Genomic DNA, 21,117 nt, shown 5'->3' on the forward strand with positions numbered 1-21,117 from the left:
GAGCCGCTCGGCATCACTACGCCTCGTGCTTACGCGACGCTGGCCTTGCGGCCGCGGGTGGCTTTGGGTGGGCGCCACGAGGTGAGCGCCTCGTCGGTGAGGTGCAGGCGGTTGGTGGTCTCGGCGAGGAAGCCGGCGTAGATGTCCGCCGGCGAGGCGCCCCACTCCGGGTCGAACTCGCCGTGCCACTGGCGTACCCAGGGCAGGATCTCGCGCAACCCTGCGACCAGCGGCAACAGCCGGTCGGCGGCCCAGCCGTCCTCCTGCTCGCGGGCCACGATCAGGGTGGCAAGGGCCTGGGCCTGCTCGCGGTGGTCCCAGCCGGCCCAGCCGACCAGCAGCGACGGGTCACCGTCGCGACTGGCACCCGGATACGAGACGAACCGCTCCTTGGGCACGTCGAGCTTGCCCCGGTGCTTCCAGAAGCTGGCCTTGAGGAAGTCCACCGGCTTGTACTTGGGCGGCACCGGGAGCTGCTTGCGGAACTCCCGCTTCGCCGCCTCGTCGGGCAGCACGTCCTCCTGCCGCTGCAGGTCCCACACCTGCTCCCAGTCGGCGCGCTTGGCCAGCCCGGAGTCCTTGTAGCGCAGCGCGGCCAGGTGCGGCACGTGCTCGTCAGCGACCAGGCCGGCGATCACCTTGCCGAGATCCTGACCGGGCGCGTAGAGGTTGGCGACGGTGAGCACGTCGGCGTCGCGGCGCAGCTCGTCGGCGAGCTGAGCGGTGGTCAGCGGGCGCGGTTGCTCCAGCCCGTCGACGTGGTGGTACCACAGTTCCCGCACCTCACACCGGTCCAGCAGCCAGTCACGCAGCGCCTTCGCCTGCATCGCGTCCCAGCCCTCGCTGGCCCAACGCCGCTTGCACTCCGGCCGCTCAATCAACCCGATGGTGCGGTTGCCCTCAATGACCTCGACCCGCCGCTCCACCACCGCCCGGTACTCATCCGACCAATGCGCCGGAAACTCACTCGTTGGCTGGAACTTGTGGTTGTGGTGCGTGAACCAGGTCGTCTCGACGTCGCCAGCCTCAATCTGCCGAGCCAGCACGATCTCGAACGCTCGCTCCCCCGGCTTCAGCTCCGGTACCGAGCCGGCGGGGGCGGTCAACTCCTCGTCCAACAGCCCGTAGAGCGAGTAGACCTGCCAGTCCAACTCCTCCTGCAACGCGATCATCCGTGCCCGAACCGAATGCCACTCGTCGCGAGCGGCGGACAGCCGCTCGCGGTCGGGAACCTCAGAAGCCACGACCGCCGCCGGGCTCACCGTTGCGAGACGCTGCGCCAGCCCGTCAATCTCCCGGCTCAGTTCGAGCGGGTACGCCGACGGCAGCGGAAACTCCTGCAGCTTGGTCCCGGTGAACTCGTAACGGTGCTCCCAGGGCTCGTCGGCGCCGGCCTGCTCTGCTCCCGGTCGCCCCTTGTTGTGGCTGACCTGCTTCAGCCAGAAGCAGGCAGTCGAACTGTTGAGCAGCGCGAGCAGCCGCAGGTGATCGTCCTCCGACGCCCCCTCAAGCAGCTTGATTACCGGCGCGTGCTGATTAAATGCTGAGACACCCCGATCAAGCACGAAGTGATTGTGCGTCGCAACATCGGAGAATGTGATAAGCAACGACGAGGAAACTCGATGCCATGACAACATCGTCATCTCATGCCACGCCATCCGCCGTTGTTCTCTGGTCTTGCCGAATGCAAGTCCAGCCCGCAAACCAGTCCTGTAGGGCCAGAAGAGCGGTCCGGGCTGTAGCTCCATTGCCGGTTTGTCTTCCCGATATGGCCAGAGTGCAACATCGGAATCCAATGCCCAGTCACGCACTCCATCGCCTATCGTGAAGCGCTTTTGTGGTGCCGACTCCCTACGCCACTGTGTTGTGGAGCGAGGAGCCAAAAACACCTCGTCGTCCCCCGTGATGGCATAAAAACCAATGGAACCGTCAGACTGCTGGCGCAGCCGTCCCGGTGCGGAGGCCAGCTGAGCCATTGCGCCGGAGGCGCCGCCTCCACTGAGACTCATCGGAAAGACAAGGGCTTCGGTCCGAGGGGTATCGGCGACGCTCACCCACTCGCTTTCCGAATCGGAGCAATGCACTTGGTTGACGATCGCCTGCCAGACGAGACCTTGGCTGGGGTTCATGGGTGCACTCGGCTCACTCCGGATGCCCATGACGGTGCGCATGGTTCCCGATCGACCGCGGTTGGTGTTGCGGCCGATCAGGATCACGGTCGGGGTGCCGTGGCCGGGGATGTAGGCACCGGAGGTGTCGATGATATGCGTCAGATCGACCTCGATCGCGAATAGCTTCTCGATCATCTTCTTGCCGAACTCGCGCTTCATGAAGGAGTTGGCGGTGATCTGCCCGACATGTCCAGCACCCTTGCCGTCTCCGTCGGCGGTCTTGGCGAGCTGGAAGAACCGCTGCGCGAAGGGCACGGACAGGGCGTACTTGCCGGAGCAGGCGTCGTACATGTCGCGGTACGCCTCGTTGAGACCCTTGTCCTTGACGGTGATGTAGGGCGGGTTACCCACCACGACGTGGTAGCGGCCGGGGCTGAGGATGCGCGGATGTTCCTGCACGTCCTCGGTGGCGTAGGCGAACTCCGTCATCGGGTCGTCGCCAAAGAGGGTGCCCGCGCGGTGCTTGATCAAAGAGTCACCGACCGCGAGGTGCATCGGGAAGCTGAAGCCTGCCGAGTCGGCGAGCGTCTTGACATCGCTGACGCGGAGGGCGGCGACCAGGAGTCGGTAGCGGGCGATGGCTACGGCGAAGGGGTTGATGTCGACGCCGTGGACGGCGTTGAGGGCGAGGCGCACCCGCTCGTGGGGGTCGCGGTTGGGGGCGTGCCGCTCCCACTCCTTCAGCAGCCGGTGGAAGGCGCCGAGGACGAAGTGGCCCGAGCCGCAGGTCGGGTCGATCATCTTCACGACGTCGTGGCCGAACTCGGCGATCGCCGGGGTGAGCGTCATGTCAAGGATGAACTCCTCGACGAACTCCGGCGTCTGAAGCAGCGCGTAGGTCTTGCGGGCCGCCTCCGAGAGGTCCTGGTAGAGGTCGCCGAGGAAGCGGGTGTCCCACTCCGGGTCGGTGAAGTCGTGCACCAGGCCGCCGGTCTCGCCGCGCCGGCGCCAGAAGCCGATCAACTCCTTGGCCACGTCGTGCGACAGGGGGACCTGGTAAAGCGGGTTGTGCCGCTTGTCGAAGAGCGACTTGCCGGCCTGGGTGCTACCGATCTCGTCGAAGCCCTGCTCAAGCCAGCCGCGCAGGGTTTCCTCGGGCCGGTCGCGGAAGAACTGCGCCTCGGCCTCCTCGGCCAGGACCAGACGGTCCCCCGGCCCGGCCAGGTATGGGTCGGGCAGCAGGCCGTTGTCCTCGCAGAAGCGTACGAAGACGGTGCCGAGCACCCAGGCGACGGCGACCTGGGTCACTCGCTCGTCCCGCCAGGCCGCCCACGTGGCGGCGGTACGCCCGACCTTGAACGCGTGGTCGTACTCGCCACGCAGCCGGTGGCGCACCTTCTCGACCGACTCGGCCTGCTCACGCAGGTCCTTTTCCAGGTTCTTGACCTGCTTCTGCAGGTCCGACAAGAGCAGCTTCCGGTCGATCACGCGACGAGCCTAATCGTCTGGAGGCAAGAGTGACGACCGCGTAGCGGGAGCATTTACCACCCGAGCATCTGACTCGTGGGCAGGCCCTGCCACCACTGTCCGACCACTCGCACGCTGCAGGAACAGTGCTTCAGGTGACTCTCCGTCACAAAAAGCCAGCCTCAGCCGCAGACGTGTGCCCGTGGGCGCACGAAAAATGCCCCTCCGTTCATCGACGGAGGGGCATTTTCCCTGTTCAAACGGTGCGCCCGAAGGGACTCGAACCCCTAACCTTCTGATCCGTAGTCAGATGCTCTATCCATTGAGCTACGGGCGCTTGGTGCTCGGCCAGTCTACACAACCGGCTTTCGCGCGGAGACTCCGGGATTCGAACCCGGGAGGGGCTTTAAGACCCCAACCGCATTAGCAGTGCGGCGCCATAGACCAGACTAGGCGAAGTCTCCCTGGTGGCCCCTGCAGACCACCGCGCCCGAGGATACATGCCCGCAGCGATCGGGAGCAAAGCGACTTCCCCCGTACGGCCGACCGTCTGGCGGGCCGGAGCGCGCGGGGCTCGCCAGGTCTCGGGTATCCCGGCTGTGCGCGAGCGTGATCGGGACTAGGCTCCATCGATATGCAGGAGCAGCCGCCGCGCGAGCCGACCCGACGAGAGCCTGCTGAGGGGGCGCGGCGGCGCTCCCCGAAGCCGACCTTCACGCCGCCGCCCGCGCCACCGGAGCCGGCACCGCCCGCGCCCTCGCCGGCCCGGCGGGCGGAGGATGCCGAGGAGCGCCCCCGGCGGGTGAAGCCGGCCCCGGCGGTGCTCTTCCAGCCACCAGCGGACGACCCACCGCTGCCTCGCCAGGCCGATCGTTCGGCCGGTTCGGCCCCCCGCGAGCGCGCCGACCAGGCCGGGGCGGTCGGGCAGAGTGACGTCCCACACACGAGCGGCACGGATCCCGTGACCACCGGAGACACCCGTCAGGGGACGCCGACCGACGTCCCTGCCACGACGGCGGGGACGAACGGTCCGGGCGAGGGGACGTCAGCGGGGCCGGTGGCGGCACAGGCGCCGGGCGCGGCGGGCGAGGGATCGCCCGCGCCGGCCGCCACGGAGCGAACGCGCCGCGCCACCCCCGCCAGCAAGACCCCCGCGAAGAAGGCCGCCGCCGGGCCCCCGGTCGAGGGAGCCGCCGCAGCGCGGGCCACCGCCCCCGTGCGGAAGGCCGCCGCAGGCACCGCCACCCCGGACAGGAAGACCGGGGCCAAGAAGACCGCCAAGAAGACCCCCGCGAGAAAGACGGCCGCCACGAAGACCCCGCCGGCCGAGCAGCCGCGAGCGGCCGTCGACGGGCCGCCGGCCGTGACAGCAGACACGTCCGCCGCGACGAGGGTCACACCCGCTCGGAAGGCGACGACCGCGAGGAAGGCCACACCTGCGCGCACCGCAGCCACCAGCACGAACGCGCAGGAGGTGAGCACCGCAGGCGTGGGCACGAACGCGGCGGAGACGAGCACCGCGAGCGTGGGCGCGAGCACCGACGTCCGCAGCACCGCAACCCCCGACACCGCCGAGGCCGGGATCGGGAGCGCCGACGCACCGACCGCCGCCCCCGGCGCCCTGGTCGAAAGCGCGAGGGCCGGCGTGCCGAGCACGACAGCCGACGCCGGGCCGGCGAGCACCCTGTCGGACCGTACGCCGGAACCGGCCCTGCGGGGGATCACCTCGCGGGTGCTCGGCCATCCCGGGTTCGCTCCGGAGCTGCTGGCCCTGGCCGCCGTCGAGGTGCTCGGCCCGCGTGCCCGTGACTGGGCGCAGAGGCTGCGCGACGCGTACCCCGATGCGGGTGCCGACGGGCTGGCCCGGCTCGCAACCCGGCGGTTCGTCCGGCAGGCCGGGGCGGGCGGGGCGACGGCCGCGCTGGCGGGGCTGTTCGCGCCGCTGGCCGAGCTGGCGGCGGTGCTGTGGACCCAGGCCAACCTGGTGCTGCACCTGGCCGCGGCGTACGGCCGGGATCCGGCCCATCCGGACCGGGCGGTGGAGCTGCTGGTGCTGACTCGCGTGCACCCGGATGCCGGGAGCGCGGCGGCGGCGCTGGCGGCGGCCCGCGCGGCGGACGGGCCCGGTGAGGCGCCGTGGCCGCGGGCGGCGGAGGCGGCGTGGCGGCTGGCCGCGCCGCTCGCCGCCCAGGCCGGTGGCTGGCTGGCGCTGCGGGCGGCGTCCCGGCTGCTGCCGGGCGTGGCGGTGCTCGCGGCAGCGGCCGGCGACGCGGCGGGGGCCGAGCGGCTCGCCGCCCGCACGATCAGCGCCTACCGGCGCACAGCGGCCGGCTGAGCCGACGACGGCCGGTCGGGTGCCGGCGGAAGGGCCGAAGCCGGCGGGCAGGCGGCGGCGCGGACCGGCTCACAGCCAGCGGACGGCTCACAGCCAGTCGAACCACTCCCTCGGCAGCAGGGCGTAGCCGACGAAGGCGAACACGTCGAGCAGGGTGTGCGCGACGACCAGCGGCATGACCCGGCGGGTGCGCAGGTAGAACAGGCTGAACACGACGCCCATCACCACGTTGCCCACGAAGGCGCCGAAGCCCTGGTAGAGGTGGTACGAGCCGCGCAGCAGGGCGCTCGTCGCGATGATGGCACCGAGCCGCCACTGGAGCTGACGCAGCCGGGTGACCAGGTAGCCGACCACGATCACCTCCTCCAGCACCGAGTTCTGCACGGCGGCCAGGACCAGCACCGGCACCGTCCACCAGAGTTCGGGCAGCGCGGCCGGCACCAGCGTGGCGTTGACGCCGAGCTGGGCCGCCACCCAGAACAGCGCCAGGCCGGGCAGGCCGATCAGCGCGGCCAGGCCGGCACCCCGGGCCAGGTCCTGGCCGGGCCGCCGGGCGTCCATGCCGAGCGTCCGCGCCGGGTCGCCGGGGTCCCGCGCCAGCAGGTGTACGGCGAGCAGCACCGGCAGCAGCGCGAAGAAGATCCCGAGCAACTGGTACGTCAGGTCCAGCCACGGCCGGGGCGACACCGAGGTGTTGAGCGCGGCGGTCTGTTTCGACAGCGGCCCGTCGGCGGCCAGCTTCGCGACGATCGACACCGTCGCGTAGACGGCTGACTGGCCGAGGGACAGGCCGAGCACCAGCAGCGTCTCGGTGCCGAGCATCCGGCGGGTCGCCGGGCGGTCCAGCTCAACGGTCACCGCACCACTGTGCCCGACGACGACGGTCGGTGGCAGCGCCGAACGAACCTCACGAGCCGATCGCACATTCTGTGCGACCAGTCGACACGCTCCGTGGACATTCTATGGGTGCCCGATCCGCCGTCAGGAGAAGGAGCGCGCCCCGTGGACGACTTCGCACGGCTGCTGAAGGAGAGCTGGACCCTGGTCGAGGAGCACCGGGAGCGGCTGGGCGGCCACTTCTACGCCCGGCTCTTCCTCCTCGACCCCGAGCTGCGGAAGCTCTTCCCGGTGCAGATGGCCGGGCAGGGCGACCGGATCCTGGAGGCGATCGTCACCGCCAGCCAGACGGTCGGCGACCCGGAGAGCTTCGACGAGTACCTGCGCTCGCTGGGCCGGGATCACCGGAAGTACCACGTCGAGGCGGCGCACTACGAGACCATGGGCGTCGCGCTGCTGGACGCGCTGCGCAGCACCGCCGGCGACGGCTGGAACCTGGAGTACGACCAGGCGTGGCGGGACGCGTACGCGGCGATCTCGGAGAAGATGCTCGCCGGAGCGGCGGCCGACGACAACCCGCCGTTCTGGCACGCGGAGGTGCTGACCCACGAGCGGTACGGCACGGACACGGCGGTGCTCACCTGCCGGGCGTTGCAGCACCCGCTGCGCTGGAGGGCCGGCCAGTACGTGAGCGTCGAGGTACCCCGTCACCAGCCCCGGGTGTGGCGCACCTACTCGATCGCGAACGCCCCGAACGACGACAACGTGCTGGAGTTCCACGTCCGTACGCCGGCGGGCGCCGGCTGGGTCTCGGGGGCGCTGGTCCGCCGGGTGAAGCCGGGTGACCTGCTCCGGGTGGCGGCGCCGATGGGGTCGATGACGCTGGACCGCTCCTCCGAGCGGGACGTCCTCTGCGTGGCCGGCGGCGTCGGGCTCGCCCCGGTGAAGGCGCTCGTGGAGGAGTTGGCCAGCTACAACCGGACCCGGTGGGTGCACGTCTTCTACGGCGCCCGCAGGGAGGCGGACCTGTACGGCCTGGCCGGGCTCCGGGAGTTGGTGGCGGCGCACCCGTGGCTGTCGGTGACCCCGGCGTGCAGCGAGGACCCGGACTTCGACGGCGAGCTGGGCGACATCTCCGACGTGGCCAGCCGGTACGGGCCGTGGACGGCGCACGACTGCTACGTCTCGGGTTCCGCCCGGATGGTCCGGGCCACCCTGCGCGTCCTCGCCGAGGACGACGTCCCTCCGCAGAACACCCGCTACGACACCTTCGGCGGCCTCTAGAAGCGTTCCTCCCCCCAACCGGGGCGCGTGCCCCTGCCCCCTGGGGCACGCGCCCCGGTCCCCGACGGGCGGACCGGCACCGCCCCGCCCGACCACGTCCGCCCGGCCGTCCTTCCCACCCGGGCGGACGTGGTCGCGCACCCGGGGAGCCGACGGCGCCACGCCACCACGGCACGAGGGCACGGCGGCGGGAGGGCCACGACGCGCGGGTGGGCGTCAGTAGCGCCAGGGCTGGCCGGTCTCGCGGTACTCCTCGACGGGCACCAGCGGCACGCCCGGCGCCATCCGGTCCACGTAGAGCCGCCCCTCCAGGTGGTCGATCTCGTGCGCGACGAGCCGGGCCATGCCGAACTCGAACGAGGTGATGATCCGGCTGCCGTCGTACTGGGCGTGCTCCACGTCGATCCGCAGTGGCCGGGGCACCAGACCGCGATGGTCGAAGAAGGAGAGGCAGCCCTCGTACTGCTCGTCGGTGTCCGGGGAGGTGTCGACCACCCGGGGGTTGAGCAGCACGACCGGCTCGGCCGACCGGTCGGGGGGTCGGACCACCGCCGCGGCGCGGCCGAGGTCGAGCTGCGGGGCGGCGATGCCCACGCCCTTGCTGAACGGGTGCAGCTCGTCGAGCCGGACCAGGGCCGCGCAGAGGCGGCCGACCACATCCCGGGCCGCCTGCTCCTCGCGGGGCAGGTCGAACGGGCGCGCCGGCTGGCGGAGCAGGTCGATGCCGCGCTGCACGATGCCGATGCCGCGCATCCGGTCGCTGGGCCGGACCCGCCCGGCCTCCTCCGGCTCGGCGTCGGGCCGGCCGCGGAACCGCCACTGCAACCGGTAGCGCGCGTTGAGCGGAGGATCGTCGGTCGCCCAGTCGAAGATCACCCGGTCGGCGTCGTCGCGGCGGGTCACCGGCGTGCGCAGCGGGCCCTCCTCCGCCGAGAGCGAGGTCTCCGCGCCCCAGACCTGCGGGTCGAGGGCAGCCGGGAGGTCCAGGCGTACGGCCATCTGCCGGGTGGGCAGCCGGACGGCCCGCTGGAACCAGGGACCCCACTTGTCCTGCCCGACGCAGTACGCGTACTCGATGGTGGCGCGGTCGCCGGGGTAGAGCGGGAAGCGCCGGTCGGCGTTCTCGAAGAGCAGCCAGATCTCCTTGAAGGCGTCCCGGTCGTGCTTGGCCCGCCAGTGCATCGCCTCCTGCTCGCCCGCGTCCTCCCGGACGGCCCGCAGCCGCAGCTCGGCGAAGGTGAGCGGATGCTCCCGGTGATGCCGGTTGGAGCGCCCCGGGTCGTTCGGGTAGCGGTCGACGGCGACCCGCACCAGGTAGCGGGTGACCGGCTCGGTGCCGGCGTTGTAGAGCTCCCGCCGGATGACGCAGCGGTACGCGTCGCCGAGGTGGGTGAGCGTGGCGAGTTCCCGCTCGACGATGAGCCCGGTGCCGGGCGGCATCCACTGCCCGGGGACGGGCGGCTCCCGGAGGGCCCGTTCGGCGCGGGCGTGGCGCAGCTCGTCGTATTCCCGGAAGCGCTGCCAGATCGCGCCGCTGGCCTCCAGCACGGCCTCGGCGCGGCGCGCGAAGTCCTCGGTGGGGCGGTGTCGCCGCCCCTCGACGTGGCTGACGTACGACGGGTCGAACCCCATCAGGGTGGCGAGCTGCTTCTTGGACAGCCCCCGCCCCGTACGGTGCCGGGCGAGCTCGGCAGCGAAGGAGTCGGCAGCCCGATCGAGCGGTGAGGTCGTCATCAGCTTCCTCGTGGCCGGGAGTATCAGTTTCACGTTCTGTGGCCACGCGCACACGGGAAGTGCCGACTTGCCGACACGGGCCTTGACATCGAGGGATGTTCTCGATACTGCGCACCGGCGTTTCCCGCCCCGGCCCCCGGGTAGTACGCCGCACGCGGCGGAGTGATCCGCACCTCGCGATCCGGCGTAGGTGAGGCTTCCCTTAGCCCGCGAGCTGTGGTTAGGCTAGCCTTAGCTCAGCGACGGGTGCTTCGAACGGGGGATGAGTCGGATGACAGCGGTGATGCCTGGGCGCCAGGTCGCCGCCGCGCCGCTGGCCCCGGTCACCGCCGCCCTGCGGGCCATGTTCGGCACCGACGACGTGCCCGGCCTCGCGCCCGGCCTGCTGGTCGCCGACGAGTTCGGCTGGAGTCGGGCCAGCACCCTGGTCGACGGCACCCGGCTGCCGGAGTTCCTGCACTCGGCCACCCTGCGCTGGGGCGGCACCCCGCACGCCTGCGCCGCGCTGGCCTGGAAGTCCTACAGCTACTGGATGGCGCTGCCCGTGGTGCTCGGCTGGGCCTCCGCCCGCCGGGTGCCGCTGCTCGACCCGGCCGACGTGCTGATCCACTTCGAGGACCACCGCCCGTTGCTCACCCTGGGCCTGCGCCGCTCGACCACGGTCGCGGTGCTGCCGGGCGACCCGCTGGCACTCTCCGGGCTGCCCGAGGTGCGGGTCGTCGCCGACGAGGCCGAGCTGCTCCGGGTGCTCCGCGCCTCGCTGCTCGACGCCCACCTGGCCCCGATGATCGCCGCGATCCAGGCCGAGGTCCGGATCGGCGCGCGCACCCTGCTCGGGTCGGTGGCCTCCGGCATCGCCCACGGCATCCTCCGGGCCGCCGACGGCCTGCCCGGCTCCTCGGTCGAGACCATCGAGACCCTGCTCGGCGCGCTGGACCTCGCCGACCTGGTGGAACTGGTCCCCGGGCCGACGGGCGAGCCGACCGTGCAGCGCCGCACCTGCTGCCTCGCCTTCACCCTCCCCAAGCCCAAGATCTGCCAGGGCTGCTGCGTCCGCCCGTAGCGCCCCGACCCCCGGTCCCGCCTCAATCGGTGAGCGTACGGACGTCCCAGAGCCAGACCCCCCCGGTGTACGTGGGGCGGATGCCGGTCAGCTCGGTCATCCCCCGCCGCAGCGCGTCGGCGTGCCGGTGCGGGCCGAGGACCACCGCGCCCGCCCGCCAGTACCGCAGGTCCCCGACCGCGTCGACCCGCGCCTGCGGGGTGATCGGCGGCACCGCGCCGGTGCGCCGGATCTCGGCGAAGAACTCGCTGGTCGGCCGGGGCGGGGCGGAGAACAGCGCGACCCGGTCCCGCCCGGGGCGGGTGTCCGGGCCGAGGAAGTAGCCGCGGGCGATGGGCATGTCCAGCCCGGTCCGCGCCGACCAGCGCAGCGGGTCGGCGTAGTGGGTGTCGGGCAGGGGCAGCGTCACGATGCTCCGCCCGCCGGCCGCGTACGGCCGCCAGGCGCCGGAGGTGACGAAGGCGGGGACGGGGTCGAGCCGGGTGGTGGGCAGCGGGGTGGGCAGGATCGGCAGCAGCGCCATGGCGAGCACCGTGGCGGCGGCGAAGCGGATCTGCGGTCGGGCCCGCGGGTGCCGGGCGGCCAGGGCGCGCACGTGCTCCGCCCCGTAGGCGAGCAGCACCCCGACGATCGGGGTGATCGCCAGCGCCCACCGGGTCGGCACCACCGAGTGCAGGATCGGCAGGCCCTCCAGCGCCGCCCACGGGCCGGGCACCCCGGTCCCCCTCCCGTTGAGCTGGATCTCCCGCCCTAGGGAGAGCAGGCCGAAGAGCAGCGTGAGGGCGGCCAGCCCGCGCACCACGGCGTGCCGGCGCAGCCACCAGAGCAGGGCGACGACGAGCACGACCAGCGGCCAGCCGAAGAAGGCGTTCTCCTCGGTCGGGTTCTTCGCGAGCCCCTGCGCCGTGCGCGCGTCACCGGCGAGGGACTCCCGGGAGTACGCCACGAACGAGGCGAGGTCCGTGGAGTAGCCGCGGATCAGCCACGACAGTCCGTGGTAGGCCCCGGGCCCGAAGAACTGGACGTACAGCGGGTACGCCAGCAGGACGAGCGCCACCACGGCGGCCGCGCCCAGCCCGGCGAGGAAGGGCCGGGCCCGGCGGCGCAGTTCGGGCCGGCCGAGGACGAGCGCCCCGACGACCACGCCCAACCCGATCGCGGTCATCAGCAGCACTTCGAGGTTGATGAAGGCCTGCCAGACGATCGCGAGCGCGAGCAGCACCCCGTTGCGCAGCCAGCGCCCCGGCTCGGCGAGTCGCAGCGTGCGCCAGATGATCAGGGGCACGACGAACTGCGAGACGATGTTGGGGTGCGCGTTCGCGTGCGAGACCATCGCCGGGGCGTACGCGCAGAACGCCGCGCCGAGCCAGGCCGGCCCCCGGGAGCCGACGACCACCCGGGAGAGCAGGAGGTACCAGGCCGTCGCCGTGGCGATCATGCCCAATGTGAGGAACAGCAGAAACGACGCCCGCGTGCCGAACAGCAGCGTGACGGGCGTCATTGGGATAGACACGGATAATACGGACGTATTTGCCATCAGATTGACGCTGTCCGGCACGTTCATCCGGTCCGACGTGAACGGATAAACGAAATCGGTCACCACCCGCGCGCCGTGCGCCATCATCCACTCGAACTGGGACTGGTCCGTACGGTTGTCCCGGATGCCGTGGGACGGACGCAGCCACAGCCGCGCGGTCACCCAGAAGCCGAGCAGGACGAAGCTCGCCACGGCGGCGAGGTCCGTCCACCACCCCTTCCAGGGGCGTACGCCCCGGTCGGACCCGCTTTCCGGCGCTCCGCGTCCCGGCACGCCGGCGGGGAGGTCCGATTCAGGAGTAGTCATAACGATTCGTAGAGTAGTCAGGCTATGGCACCGCCGTGACATGTTTCGGGGTACTGGCGTACCATGTGCCGGGTTCGCCGACCGCCGATCACGTGCCCACCCCCCGACCGCAATTCGGCCACCCAGGTGCCCCGATTCTTCTGCCGTCAGCGCGGATGATTCACTCTGTCGGTCCAGGCGCGGGTCGAGTCATATCGTGAGGAATCGACGCATGGCAGAAATCACTGGGGATCAGCGTGTGCAGTCCGAGGTCCTGGAAGGCCTCGCGACCGCGGTCAACCACCGTCGCTGGTTTGTCGAGCTGGCCGTGCCACACCTCGGTGACAACCCGATCGAGATCGGCAGCGGGCTCGGCGACTACGCGCTGGAGTGGGCGGAGCGGCTGCCCCGGTTCACCGCCACCGAGGCCGACCCGGACCGGCTCGTCTCCCTGAAGGAGCGGCTGGCCGACCAGCCGAACATCGAGGTCCGCCAGATGCTGCTGCCGCACTCGGAGCGGGGCGACTACAGCGCGGCCGTGTCGTACAACGTGCTGGAGCACATCGAGGACCACGTGGGCGCGCTGAGCAGCATGCGCGACCTGGTGCGGCCGGGCGGCAACGTCATCATCATCGTGCCGGCGTTCCAGTTCGCGATGAGCCCGGCGGACATCGCCACCGGCCACGTGCGCCGCTACACCAAGAAGACCCTGGCCGACGCGATGACCGCCGCCGGCCTGACGGTGGAGAAGATCCACTACGCGAACGCGCTCGGCCTGATCGGCTACTTCATGGCGACCAAGGTCTTCCGGCTGATGCCGAAGGAGGGCCCGATGGTCAAGGTCTACGACACCCTCGTGCTCCCCGCCACCAAGGCGGCGGAGCAGCGCGTCCGCCCCCCGTTCGGCCAGTCCGTCTTCGCCGTCGCCCGCGTCCCCGCCTAACCCCCTCATCCTCCCCCTCCCCGCCTCCGCGATCTTGCACTTGTCGCCCCGGCGCAAGGGGCGAAAGCCGCGAAACAAGGGCCGCAAGTGCGAGATCGCGGGGCAGGGAGGGGAGGGGAGGGGTTACTGCTTGACTTGGTAGGTGGGGCGGATCACGGCGCGGGCCAGGGTGTGGAAGGCCAGGTTGAAGCCGACCGCGGCGGGGGTCGCGTCGGGGGTGACGTCGAGGCGCTCCACGTCGAGGGCGTGCACGGCGAAGACGTAGCGGTGCGGGCGGTCACCGGCCGGCGGCGCGGCGCCGCCGTAGCCCTGGTCGCCGTAGTCGTTGCGGACCGTGAACGCGCCGCCGAGATCCTCCGCGCCCGCTCCCCGCGGTAACTGGGTCACGGTCGCCGGCAGGTTGGCCAGCACCCAGTGCCAGAACCCGCTGCCCGTCGGGGCGTCCGGGTCGAGGCAGGTCACCACGAAGCCCTTGGTCTCGGCCGGGAAGCCGGACCAGGCGAGCTGCGGCGAGACGTTCCCGCCCCCGACGCTGCCGTGGGCGTACGCGGTGTCCATCGGCTCGCCGTTCTGCACGTCGTCGCTGGTCAGGGTGAACGACGACACGGTCGGCAGCAGCTCGTACGGGTCCGGGGCGATCGGTCGTTCCAGGGTCATCTGGGCAGGTCCTTCCGGTGAGCGCGGTTGTCCTCCGCACCCTTCATACCCCGCCGGCGCCCGCGATCGAACCGGCGGCACCCGGCGTCCCGTACAAGGCGACCTCGACCCGAGCCGACACGTAACGTGCGCCGTGGGTGAGAATGCCTCCCCATGGGCCTTGATCTCTACGTCGGACCGCTGACCCGCTACCACCTGAACGACTGGCTGACCATCACACAGCAGATCGGCGCACAGGAGGGATACGACGTGCGGATCGTCCGGGCGCAGGAGGATGAGGACCACGAAGCCGACCCGGACGTGGTCCAGAACGCCGTACGGGAGTGGCAACAGTGGCTCGGGGAGGCGCTCGGCAGCCCCGTGGAGTGGCCGGACGGCCCGACCCAGCCGTACTGGACCGACAAGCCGGACTGGGACGGTTTCGGCGCCGTCCTGCTGCTCGCCGCGTACGACGAGCGTCCGGACCTGCGTCCGGGCCCCTGGGACAAGGAAGACAGCCCGCGTGAGTTCGCCGACGCTCCCGCCTACCAGGCGGCCTCGGCGCAGCCCGAGCGCTACGTCACCCTTCTGTCCGGGGTGGAGTGGTGGTTGCCGCTCGCGGAGGATCCGCTCGTGATCGAGGCGTCCCGGCCTACGGGTCAGCCGACCCGGATGGGTTCGATCGACCGGCTGGCCGCGGAGCTGCGCCTGCTCGACGAACGCGCCGATGTCTTCGCCGGTCACGACCCCGCCGAGCTTCGGCGGGGGCTGCCCTCCGATGATCCGACGCTGGCGGAGGTCGCACGGTTCGGCCTCGCGATCATGCTCGATCTCGTCGAGGCCGCGCTCGAACACCGTCAGCCCCTACTCCTGGACTACTGACCGGACGGGTACCGCCCGAGCCGGCAACACAACGCCCCTTCACCAGCGTTTGCGCTGGTCAAGGGGCGTTGTCACAGCTCGGGACGGAAGGTGTCGGATTCTCGTTGCCACCGGCCGGGCTGGCGAGGGGCAGTGATGGTTGGCAGCCGTCGATACAGTGCCGCAGCATGGGCGCGCTCAAGCCGTGGCACATCGCCACGCTCTGCTGTCTCGTCACGTCGGTGGCGCTGCTCGCCGGCCTCATTTGGTTCGTGCTGAGCCGGCCAAGCCGCCGCCGTTAGGACCCTCGGCGGCCAACGAGCACGGCGGGGATCGCCCCGCGAGATGACCTGTCCAGGGCCGGGGTCACGCGCGGCGTCCGGGGGGCGTCAGGAACAGCTCCCGATCGCGCCAGACCACGACGACCGACAGCACCAGCAGCAGTACGGTCTGGATCACCTTGGTGTCCGGGTGCGTGAGGAAGACCTCGTTGCCGAAGTTGGCGGCGAGGTGGAAGACGATCGCTACGAGGACGCTGCGGCCGGCGCGGTAGTAGAGCCAGTTCATCAGGATGACGAACGGTATCAGTGAGAATGCGTAGTTGAGGCTGTGGATCAGGCCCTCCTCGACGACCTCCGCCTGGTAGTAGCCCTTGATGAAGCCGAGCGGCACGTGCCACAGCACCCAGACGACACCGAACACCAGCGACGCCCACAGGACCTTCATCCGGGACGCGAGCGCATCCGTGCCGTAGGTTTTCCAGGCGACCTCCTCAAGGACGGGGGCCAGGACGAGCGTGATCCACGCCGGCAGCAGGCCCGTCGCGAACGTGAAGCCGTTGCGGAGCTCGAACTGCGAGACGTCGTAGCCGAACGGGATGGAGATCGCGGTGGCGACGAGCAGGGCGCCGGGGAGCAGGGCGACGGCCGCCAGCCAGACCCAGGCGCGAGTGCCGCGCGGCGCGACAAGGCGAGTGAGAACATCGCGGGTGAGCCCGTCCCTGCGGATGAACCAGATCGCCACGACGACCGGGGCGGCGAGACCGGCCAGGCCGAGGCCGGTCATGACGGCGAGGGTGGTCTGACTGGGATCAGGCTGGCGCGACAGCCAGGCGGCGGTGAACCACAGCACCCACGGGATGGCGGTGGCGAGGACGTAGAAGGCGAGGGGGTGGCGGTAGCGGCTGACGTCTTTCAACTCCGGCGCGCGACGTGTTTTGTCAGGCCGGTCGGATTTTGCCGTATAGGTCACAACCCGAATCTTTTATCTGCTGCATAGAAATTGCCACGGCTTGCAGGGTTAGATCCGGGACGCCTCAGGGTCGCCTCAGGGTCGGAAGGCAGGGTTCGGGCAAGGTAGAGATATGACCGTCACAGGCGTTTCGGTGAAGCGCTCCCGATCATGGTGATATGGGAACGGGCAGGCGACCCGCCTCGGCGGCGGCCCGGCAGCCGCCGACGAAGTCGCAGCAAGCGAGCCGTCCCGCACGGCACACTCAAGCACGCGGTAGAGCCGCGGCACCTCGACACGCACCCGATGGATTTCGTCCGGTGACATCCTCCGAAGAAATAGGAAAGGTTGGTCGAAAGGTCGCATCCACAGCGAACACGATTCGCTGTTGGCCGCGACGGCTCGACCAGCATCGGCGAGAAGTGGAGCGGCAGCGGGGAAACTCACGAGGAACGGGAGTTGAAGCGCCGGCGAATAAAACAAGGCGTGTTGTTGCCGACCCGGAAATCGTCCGCATTCTGCGGGCGCTCCGCCGGGCCGCCGGTTCTCGCTGTTCGGGGGCGGAGGTGAAGAAGTGACCTACTCTCCAGGGCAGCAACGCCAGGCCTCGTGCGCGGCGTGGGCTGGTGACAAGGCTTTTGCCACCGTCCATCACTGGCAGGACCCGATCGCGGGCCTGCACGAGATGCGGCGCGTTGCTCGCCGCGTGGTGGTGTTCACGCACGACACCAGCGACACCGAATGGCTTTACACGCCCCCTGACCGGCGTTCGTGCTGGTCGGAGGGCGTGTCTGCTGTTCGTCGGCGGAGGGTGTGGGATTCGAACCCACGAAGGACATCGCTGCCCTTACCGGTTTTCAAGACCAGCGCCATCGGCCACTAGGCGAACCCTCCCGGGCCGCGCCCCGCAGGGGTACGCGACCGTGCCTAGTCTGCCACGGCGGCGCACCGGGCGAGCGGGCACGGCACCCGCGTTGAGATGATCGGCGGCATGTGGGAGACCCCGTCCGTCGTGCTGATCACCGGCATCATGGCCGCCGGCAAGTCCACTGTGGCCGAGGCGCTGGCCGGGCGGCTGCCCCGCGCGGTGCACCTGCGCGGGGACGTCTTCCGGCGGATGGTGGTCAGCGGGCGGGAGGAGATGACCGCCGAGCCGTCGGAGGAGGCGTGGCGGCAGTTGCGGCTGCGCTACGACCTCGCGGCGTCGGCGGCGGACCGCTACGCCGCCGCGGGCTTCACGGTGGTGCTCCAGGACGTGGTCCTCGGCGCGGACCTGCCGGGCATGGTCGACCGCATCCGGCACCGCCCGCTGGCGGTCGTCGTGCTCGCGCCGAGCCCCGAGGTCGTCGCCGCCCGCGAGGATGCCCGGGAGAAGACCGGGTACGGCGACTGGCCGGTCGCCGACCTGGACGCGGGGTTCCGCGCGGAGACGCCCCGCGTCGGGCTCTGGCTGGACACCTCCGCGCAGACCCCGGCGCAGACGGTGGACGAGATCCTGGCCCGGGCGTGGACCGACGGGCGGGTGGGGTAGACACAGGGCATGCGCGCGATGACGATCCCGGAGCCCGGCGGACCCGACGCACTGGTCTGGAGCGAGGTGCCCGATCCCGAGCCCGGCCCCGGCGAGGTGGTCGTCGACGTGCGGGCCACCGCCGTGAACCGGGCGGACCTGCTGCAACGGCAGGGGCACTACCCGCCGCCGCCGGGCGCGCCCGCGTACCCCGGGCTGGAGTGCTCCGGGGTGATCAGCGCGACCGGGCCCGACGTGGCCGGCTGGGAGGTCGGCCAGGAGGTCTGCGCGCTGCTGGCCGGCGGCGGGTACGCAGAGCGCGTCGCCGTGCCGGCCGGGCAGTTGCTGCCGGTGCCGGCGGGGGTCGACCTGGTCGACGCGGCGGCGCTGCCCGAGGTGGCCTGCACGGTCTGGTCGAACGTGGTGCAGCTGGCCCGGCTCGCGAAGGGCGAGACGCTGCTGCTGCACGGCGGCGGCAGCGGGATCGGCACCTTCGCGGTCCAGCTCGGGGTCGCGCTCGGCGCCACGGTGGTGGTCACCGCCCGCGCGGCCAAGCACGAGCGGCTGCGCGAGCTGGGCGCGACGCACACGATCGACTACCGCGAGCAGGACTTCGTCGAGGAGGTCCGGCGGGTCACGGACGGCCGGGGCGCCGACGTCATCCTCGACATCATGGGCGCCGCCTACCTGCCCCGGAACGTGGCGGCGTTGGCCACCGACGGCCGGCTGGTGGTCATCGGCATGCAGGGCGGCCGCAAGGGCGAGCTGGATCTCGGCGCGCTGCTGGCCAAGCGGGGCACGGTCGCGGCCACCGCGCTGCGGTCCCGGCCGCCGGAGCAGAAGGCGGAGATCGTCCGGGGTGTCCGCCAGCAGGTCTGGCCGCTGGTCGAGGCGGGCACGGTCAGGCCGATCGTGGACCGCCGGCTGCCGATCACCGAGGCGGCGCAGGCGCACCGGCTGGTCGAGTCGAGCGACCACGTCGGCAAGGTGCTGCTCACCACCGGCTGACGCGCCGGCCGCCGGCACGGGACCGTCCCGGGGCGTCGGGACCGGGAACCTGGGCGGCGGGACGGGAACGGCGGGGCGGCTGCCGTCCCGGCCGGGACGGCGACGCCTCAGCCGTGGAGAAACCGGCGTTGGGCCCGGCATCCCACTGCATCGGGGTGCGGCATCCGGCCTACGGACAGCCACCGGGCCGTTCCATGAACCCGGCTCTGGAACAGCGGACGGGGAGGCCGCGCCGATTGTGTAATCGTCGTGGCCTCCCCGCTTACGCAGGGGCTAATTCATGGTAGCGAGCTGCGGGTAGGTGGCCTCGAGCGGGGCACTAAGGCCAGCCTTGAGCTGCACGGACGTGGCGTCGGCAAGAACCTCGTAGCCGCCGGCTTCGACGGTGTCGAGGACCTGGGTGACGAGGTCAGCGGGGGCGAGCTTGGGGTCGGTAGTGTGGGCGGCCATGGCGGTGTCGACGTAGCCGACGTGCACGCCGACAACCTGGACGCCTGCGGGTAGCAATTCCAGGCGCAGGGAGTTCGTCGCTGACCATAGGGCGGCCTTGGTGGCGGAGTAGATGCCGGCGACGGCGTACCACGACAGGGCTGAGTGAAGGTCAACGATCGCCGTGTTCCCGCTCTTCGCCGACAGGATCGGTGCGAATGCGCGGGCGAGGAAGATCGGGCCGAGGAAGTTGGTCTCGACGTTGCGGCGGATCTCCTCGTCCGTGTGAGTGAGGATGCCTGGGGTCGACACCGTCGCGCCGGCGTTGTTGATCAGGATGGTCACATCCGGCGCCGCCTCGACGGCGGCCTTGATCGATGCCGGGTCGGTGACATCGAGGGCGAGGGGCACGATGCGCTCGTCGTCCCAGGTGCGGGGCTTGCGGGCGGTGGCGTACACCTTCGCCGCGCCGCGGGCGAGGGCTTCGCGCACGAAGTGGCCGCCGATACCGCCATTTGCGCCGGTGACGAGGACGACAGCGCCGTTCAGTGAGGTCATGGTGCGTATTCCTTGTTCTGTCTCGAGCCGGAGATCGACCGGGCCTCGGTGCCGAGGGTGGTGGTTGGGTCAGGCGTGGGCGAGGGTCGGGTAGTCGGTGTAGCCGACCGCCCCGCCGCCGTAGAGGGTGGCCGGGTCCACCTCGTTCAGCGCAGCGCCGGTACGCAGCCGCTCGACGACGTCCGGGTTCGCCAGTGCGAATCGTCCGAGCGGTGCGATGTCGGCAAGGCCTGCGTCGATGTCCGCCGCGATGTGCTCCCGCTCGCGCCCGTACCGGACGACCAGAACGGCGGTCGGCCAGGTGTCGCGCAACGAGCGCAGTAGTTCGTCGTCACCCAGGTGGTGGACGTGGAGGTAGACGAGGCCCAGTTCGGCGAGCTCACCGACGAGGTAGCGGTATTGGGCGCGTACCGCCTCGGTGCCGCCTTCGACGAGTCCTCCGAGGGGGAACGCCGGGGAGATACGGATGCCGGTGCGGTCGGCGCCGATCTCTTCCGCGACGGCTTTGGCGACTTCGATGACGAACCGGGCCCGGTTCTCCACGGACCCGCCGTACTCATCGGTGCGCACGTTCGCGTTCGGGGAGAGGAACTGGTGCAGCAGATACCCGTTGGCGGCGTGGATCTCCACCCCGTCCGCACCTGCGGCGATCGCGGAGGCCGCGGCATGCCGGAACTCACCGACCACGTCCTGGATCTCCGCCGTGCTCAGCTCCCGCGGCAGCACGGTCTTCTGCAGGCCCGCCGGAGTGAACATGTCCTGCTCGGCCGAGATCGCCGACGGCGCCACCGGCTGGCGGTGATGCGGCGTGTTGTCCGGGTGAGACATCCGGCCCACGTGCATCAGCTGGATGAAGAGATGCCCGCCCTTCTCATGCACCGCGTCGGCGACCGCCTTCCAGCCGGCGATCTGCTCGGGGGTGTAGATCCCTGGGGTGTTCAGGTATCCCTGGCCGTCCTGAGATGGCTGGGCACCTTCCGTGATCACAAGGCCTAGGGAGGCGCGCTGGCCGTAGTAGTCCGCCGCGAGTGCTCCCGGGGTGCCGTCGGCGTTCGCGCGGCTACGGGTCATCGGTGCCAGCGCGAGACGGTGCGGCAGCTGGAGCCTGCCGAGGGTGAACGGCTGCCACAGCGAGGAGGGCGAGGTCATGCGGGTTTCCTTTGCAACGAACGGTCGGCCATCACCAGCCCGGCGACGCCATATCGCGCCGTCGGGGCGTGGGAGAATGAGTGCGATCGCATCCGAGCCCACACAGCAATGACTCCACTCATAACTGAGTGCACTCATAG

16 protein-coding genes, 3 tRNA genes and 1 pseudogene are annotated in these 21,117 nt (G+C 71.0%); 8 read left to right on the top strand and 12 right to left on the bottom strand.

Annotation, left to right across the window (positions count from 1 at the left end; all coding sequences use genetic code 11):
* Positions 1 to 29: 29 nt before the first annotated feature.
* The 4 genes from pglX to AB0G14_RS17070 all read right to left on the bottom strand — a co-directional run bounded on the left by pglX (position 30) and on the right by AB0G14_RS17070 (position 5,117).
* On the bottom strand, positions 30 to 3,599 hold the full coding sequence (pglX, locus tag AB0G14_RS17055) for a BREX-2 system adenine-specific DNA-methyltransferase PglX (protein WP_357698260.1): 3,570 nt from the start codon (positions 3,597 to 3,599) through the stop codon (positions 30 to 32).
* Positions 3,600 to 3,842: 243 nt separating this feature from the next.
* A tRNA-Arg gene (locus tag AB0G14_RS17060) sits at positions 3,843 to 3,915 on the bottom strand.
* Between the two features lie 36 nt (positions 3,916 to 3,951).
* Positions 3,952 to 4,042, bottom strand: a tRNA-Ser gene (locus AB0G14_RS17065).
* A gap of 517 nt (positions 4,043 to 4,559) precedes the next feature.
* A complete protein-coding gene (locus AB0G14_RS17070) occupies positions 4,560 to 5,117 on the bottom strand; it encodes a hypothetical protein (RefSeq protein WP_357698262.1) in 558 nt (185 codons plus the stop codon).
* Between AB0G14_RS17070 and AB0G14_RS17075 the strand changes: the two genes are divergently transcribed.
* Entirely contained in the window at positions 5,104 to 5,913 is an 810-nt protein-coding gene (locus tag AB0G14_RS17075) for a hypothetical protein (protein ID WP_357698264.1), read from the top strand. The genes AB0G14_RS17070 and AB0G14_RS17075 overlap by 14 nt on opposite strands.
* A gap of 87 nt (positions 5,914 to 6,000) precedes the next feature.
* Here the strand turns inward: AB0G14_RS17075 and AB0G14_RS17080 are convergent, their stop codons facing one another.
* Positions 6,001 to 6,771, bottom strand: coding sequence for a CPBP family intramembrane glutamic endopeptidase (locus AB0G14_RS17080; RefSeq protein WP_357698266.1), 771 nt, complete (start codon positions 6,769 to 6,771; stop codon positions 6,001 to 6,003).
* Between the two features lie 144 nt (positions 6,772 to 6,915).
* On the opposite strand from AB0G14_RS17080, the gene AB0G14_RS17085 reads away from it, so the two are divergent.
* Positions 6,916 to 8,034, top strand: coding sequence for a globin domain-containing protein (locus tag AB0G14_RS17085; protein WP_357698268.1), 1,119 nt, complete (start codon positions 6,916 to 6,918; stop codon positions 8,032 to 8,034).
* 216 nt (positions 8,035 to 8,250) lie between these two features.
* On the opposite strand, the gene AB0G14_RS17090 is transcribed toward AB0G14_RS17085, so the two are convergent.
* Positions 8,251 to 9,768 (bottom strand): peptide deformylase, encoded by a 1,518-nt coding sequence (locus AB0G14_RS17090; RefSeq protein WP_357698270.1) that lies wholly within the window; start codon positions 9,766 to 9,768, stop codon positions 8,251 to 8,253.
* A gap of 283 nt (positions 9,769 to 10,051) precedes the next feature.
* On the opposite strand from AB0G14_RS17090, the gene AB0G14_RS17095 reads away from it, so the two are divergent.
* Complete coding sequence (locus tag AB0G14_RS17095) at positions 10,052 to 10,831, top strand: ferric iron reductase (RefSeq protein ID WP_357698381.1); 780 nt, start codon at positions 10,052 to 10,054, stop codon at positions 10,829 to 10,831.
* Between the two features lie 22 nt (positions 10,832 to 10,853).
* Here AB0G14_RS17095 and AB0G14_RS17100 read toward each other — a convergent pair whose 3' ends face one another.
* Positions 10,854 to 12,674 (bottom strand): hypothetical protein, encoded by a 1,821-nt coding sequence (locus tag AB0G14_RS17100; protein ID WP_357698272.1) that lies wholly within the window; start codon positions 12,672 to 12,674, stop codon positions 10,854 to 10,856.
* A gap of 211 nt (positions 12,675 to 12,885) precedes the next feature.
* Between AB0G14_RS17100 and AB0G14_RS17105 the strand changes: the two genes are divergently transcribed.
* Positions 12,886 to 13,596: a class I SAM-dependent methyltransferase gene (locus AB0G14_RS17105; RefSeq protein WP_357698275.1), complete on the top strand. Its 711-nt coding sequence runs from the start codon at positions 12,886 to 12,888 to the stop codon at positions 13,594 to 13,596.
* Positions 13,597 to 13,719: 123 nt separating this feature from the next.
* Here AB0G14_RS17105 and AB0G14_RS17110 read toward each other — a convergent pair whose 3' ends face one another.
* A complete protein-coding gene (locus AB0G14_RS17110; protein ID WP_357698277.1) occupies positions 13,720 to 14,253 on the bottom strand; it encodes a YbhB/YbcL family Raf kinase inhibitor-like protein in 534 nt (177 codons plus the stop codon).
* A gap of 153 nt (positions 14,254 to 14,406) precedes the next feature.
* Between AB0G14_RS17110 and AB0G14_RS17115 the strand changes: the two genes are divergently transcribed.
* A complete protein-coding gene (locus AB0G14_RS17115; RefSeq protein WP_357698279.1) occupies positions 14,407 to 15,114 on the top strand; it encodes a hypothetical protein in 708 nt (235 codons plus the stop codon).
* A gap of 345 nt (positions 15,115 to 15,459) precedes the next feature.
* Here the strand turns inward: AB0G14_RS17115 and AB0G14_RS17120 are convergent, their stop codons facing one another.
* On the bottom strand, positions 15,460 to 16,290 hold the full coding sequence (locus AB0G14_RS17120; RefSeq protein WP_357698281.1) for a CPBP family intramembrane glutamic endopeptidase: 831 nt from the start codon (positions 16,288 to 16,290) through the stop codon (positions 15,460 to 15,462).
* A 667-nt stretch (positions 16,291 to 16,957) separates the two neighbouring features.
* Here AB0G14_RS17120 and AB0G14_RS17125 point away from each other — a divergent pair.
* A pseudogene (locus AB0G14_RS17125) lies at positions 16,958 to 17,068 on the top strand (MerR family transcriptional regulator); the annotation flags it as partial.
* A gap of 60 nt (positions 17,069 to 17,128) precedes the next feature.
* Here the strand turns inward: AB0G14_RS17125 and AB0G14_RS17130 are convergent.
* A tRNA-Ser gene (locus tag AB0G14_RS17130) sits at positions 17,129 to 17,217 on the bottom strand.
* A 97-nt stretch (positions 17,218 to 17,314) separates the two neighbouring features.
* On the opposite strand from AB0G14_RS17130, the gene AB0G14_RS17135 reads away from it, so the two are divergent.
* Together AB0G14_RS17135 and AB0G14_RS17140 are read left to right on the top strand one after the other, a co-directional pair.
* Complete coding sequence (locus AB0G14_RS17135) at positions 17,315 to 17,854, top strand: AAA family ATPase (protein ID WP_357698283.1); 540 nt, start codon at positions 17,315 to 17,317, stop codon at positions 17,852 to 17,854.
* Between the two features lie 9 nt (positions 17,855 to 17,863).
* Positions 17,864 to 18,841, top strand: a complete 978-nt coding sequence (locus AB0G14_RS17140; RefSeq protein ID WP_357698285.1) for an NAD(P)H-quinone oxidoreductase — start codon at positions 17,864 to 17,866, stop codon at positions 18,839 to 18,841.
* 273 nt (positions 18,842 to 19,114) lie between these two features.
* Here AB0G14_RS17140 and AB0G14_RS17145 read toward each other — a convergent pair whose 3' ends face one another.
* The gene (locus tag AB0G14_RS17145) at positions 19,115 to 19,828 is read right to left on the bottom strand and encodes an SDR family oxidoreductase (RefSeq protein WP_357698287.1); all 714 of its coding nucleotides are present in this window, start codon (positions 19,826 to 19,828) and stop codon (positions 19,115 to 19,117) included.
* Positions 19,829 to 19,897: 69 nt separating this feature from the next.
* The gene (locus AB0G14_RS17150; RefSeq protein ID WP_357698289.1) at positions 19,898 to 21,079 is read right to left on the bottom strand and encodes an alkene reductase; all 1,182 of its coding nucleotides are present in this window, start codon (positions 21,077 to 21,079) and stop codon (positions 19,898 to 19,900) included.
* Between the last annotated feature and the right edge of the window lie 38 nt (positions 21,080 to 21,117).

It is taken from the genome of Micromonospora sp. NPDC023814, assembly GCF_040639595.1.
In the GTDB taxonomy this organism is placed as follows: Bacteria; Actinomycetota; Actinomycetes; order Mycobacteriales; family Micromonosporaceae; genus Micromonospora.

Bases quoted from the DNA above. Each gene is read 5' to 3' on its own strand.
- AB0G14_RS17090 (WP_357698270.1), bottom strand. From the start codon at position 9,768: ATGACGACCTCACCGCTCGATCGGGCTGCCGACTCCTTCGCTGCCGAG.
- AB0G14_RS17095 (WP_357698381.1), top strand. From the start codon at position 10,052: ATGCCTGGGCGCCAGGTCGCCGCCGCGCCGCTGGCCCCGGTCACCGCC.
- AB0G14_RS17100 (WP_357698272.1), bottom strand. From the start codon at position 12,674: ATGACTACTCCTGAATCGGACCTCCCCGCCGGCGTGCCGGGACGCGGA.
- AB0G14_RS17105 (WP_357698275.1), top strand. From the start codon at position 12,886: ATGGCAGAAATCACTGGGGATCAGCGTGTGCAGTCCGAGGTCCTGGAA.
- AB0G14_RS17110 (WP_357698277.1), bottom strand. From the start codon at position 14,253: ATGACCCTGGAACGACCGATCGCCCCGGACCCGTACGAGCTGCTGCCG.
- AB0G14_RS17115 (WP_357698279.1), top strand. From the start codon at position 14,407: ATGGGCCTTGATCTCTACGTCGGACCGCTGACCCGCTACCACCTGAAC.
- AB0G14_RS17135 (WP_357698283.1), top strand. From the start codon at position 17,315: ATGTGGGAGACCCCGTCCGTCGTGCTGATCACCGGCATCATGGCCGCC.
- AB0G14_RS17140 (WP_357698285.1), top strand. From the start codon at position 17,864: ATGCGCGCGATGACGATCCCGGAGCCCGGCGGACCCGACGCACTGGTC.
- AB0G14_RS17145 (WP_357698287.1), bottom strand. From the start codon at position 19,828: ATGACCTCACTGAACGGCGCTGTCGTCCTCGTCACCGGCGCAAATGGC.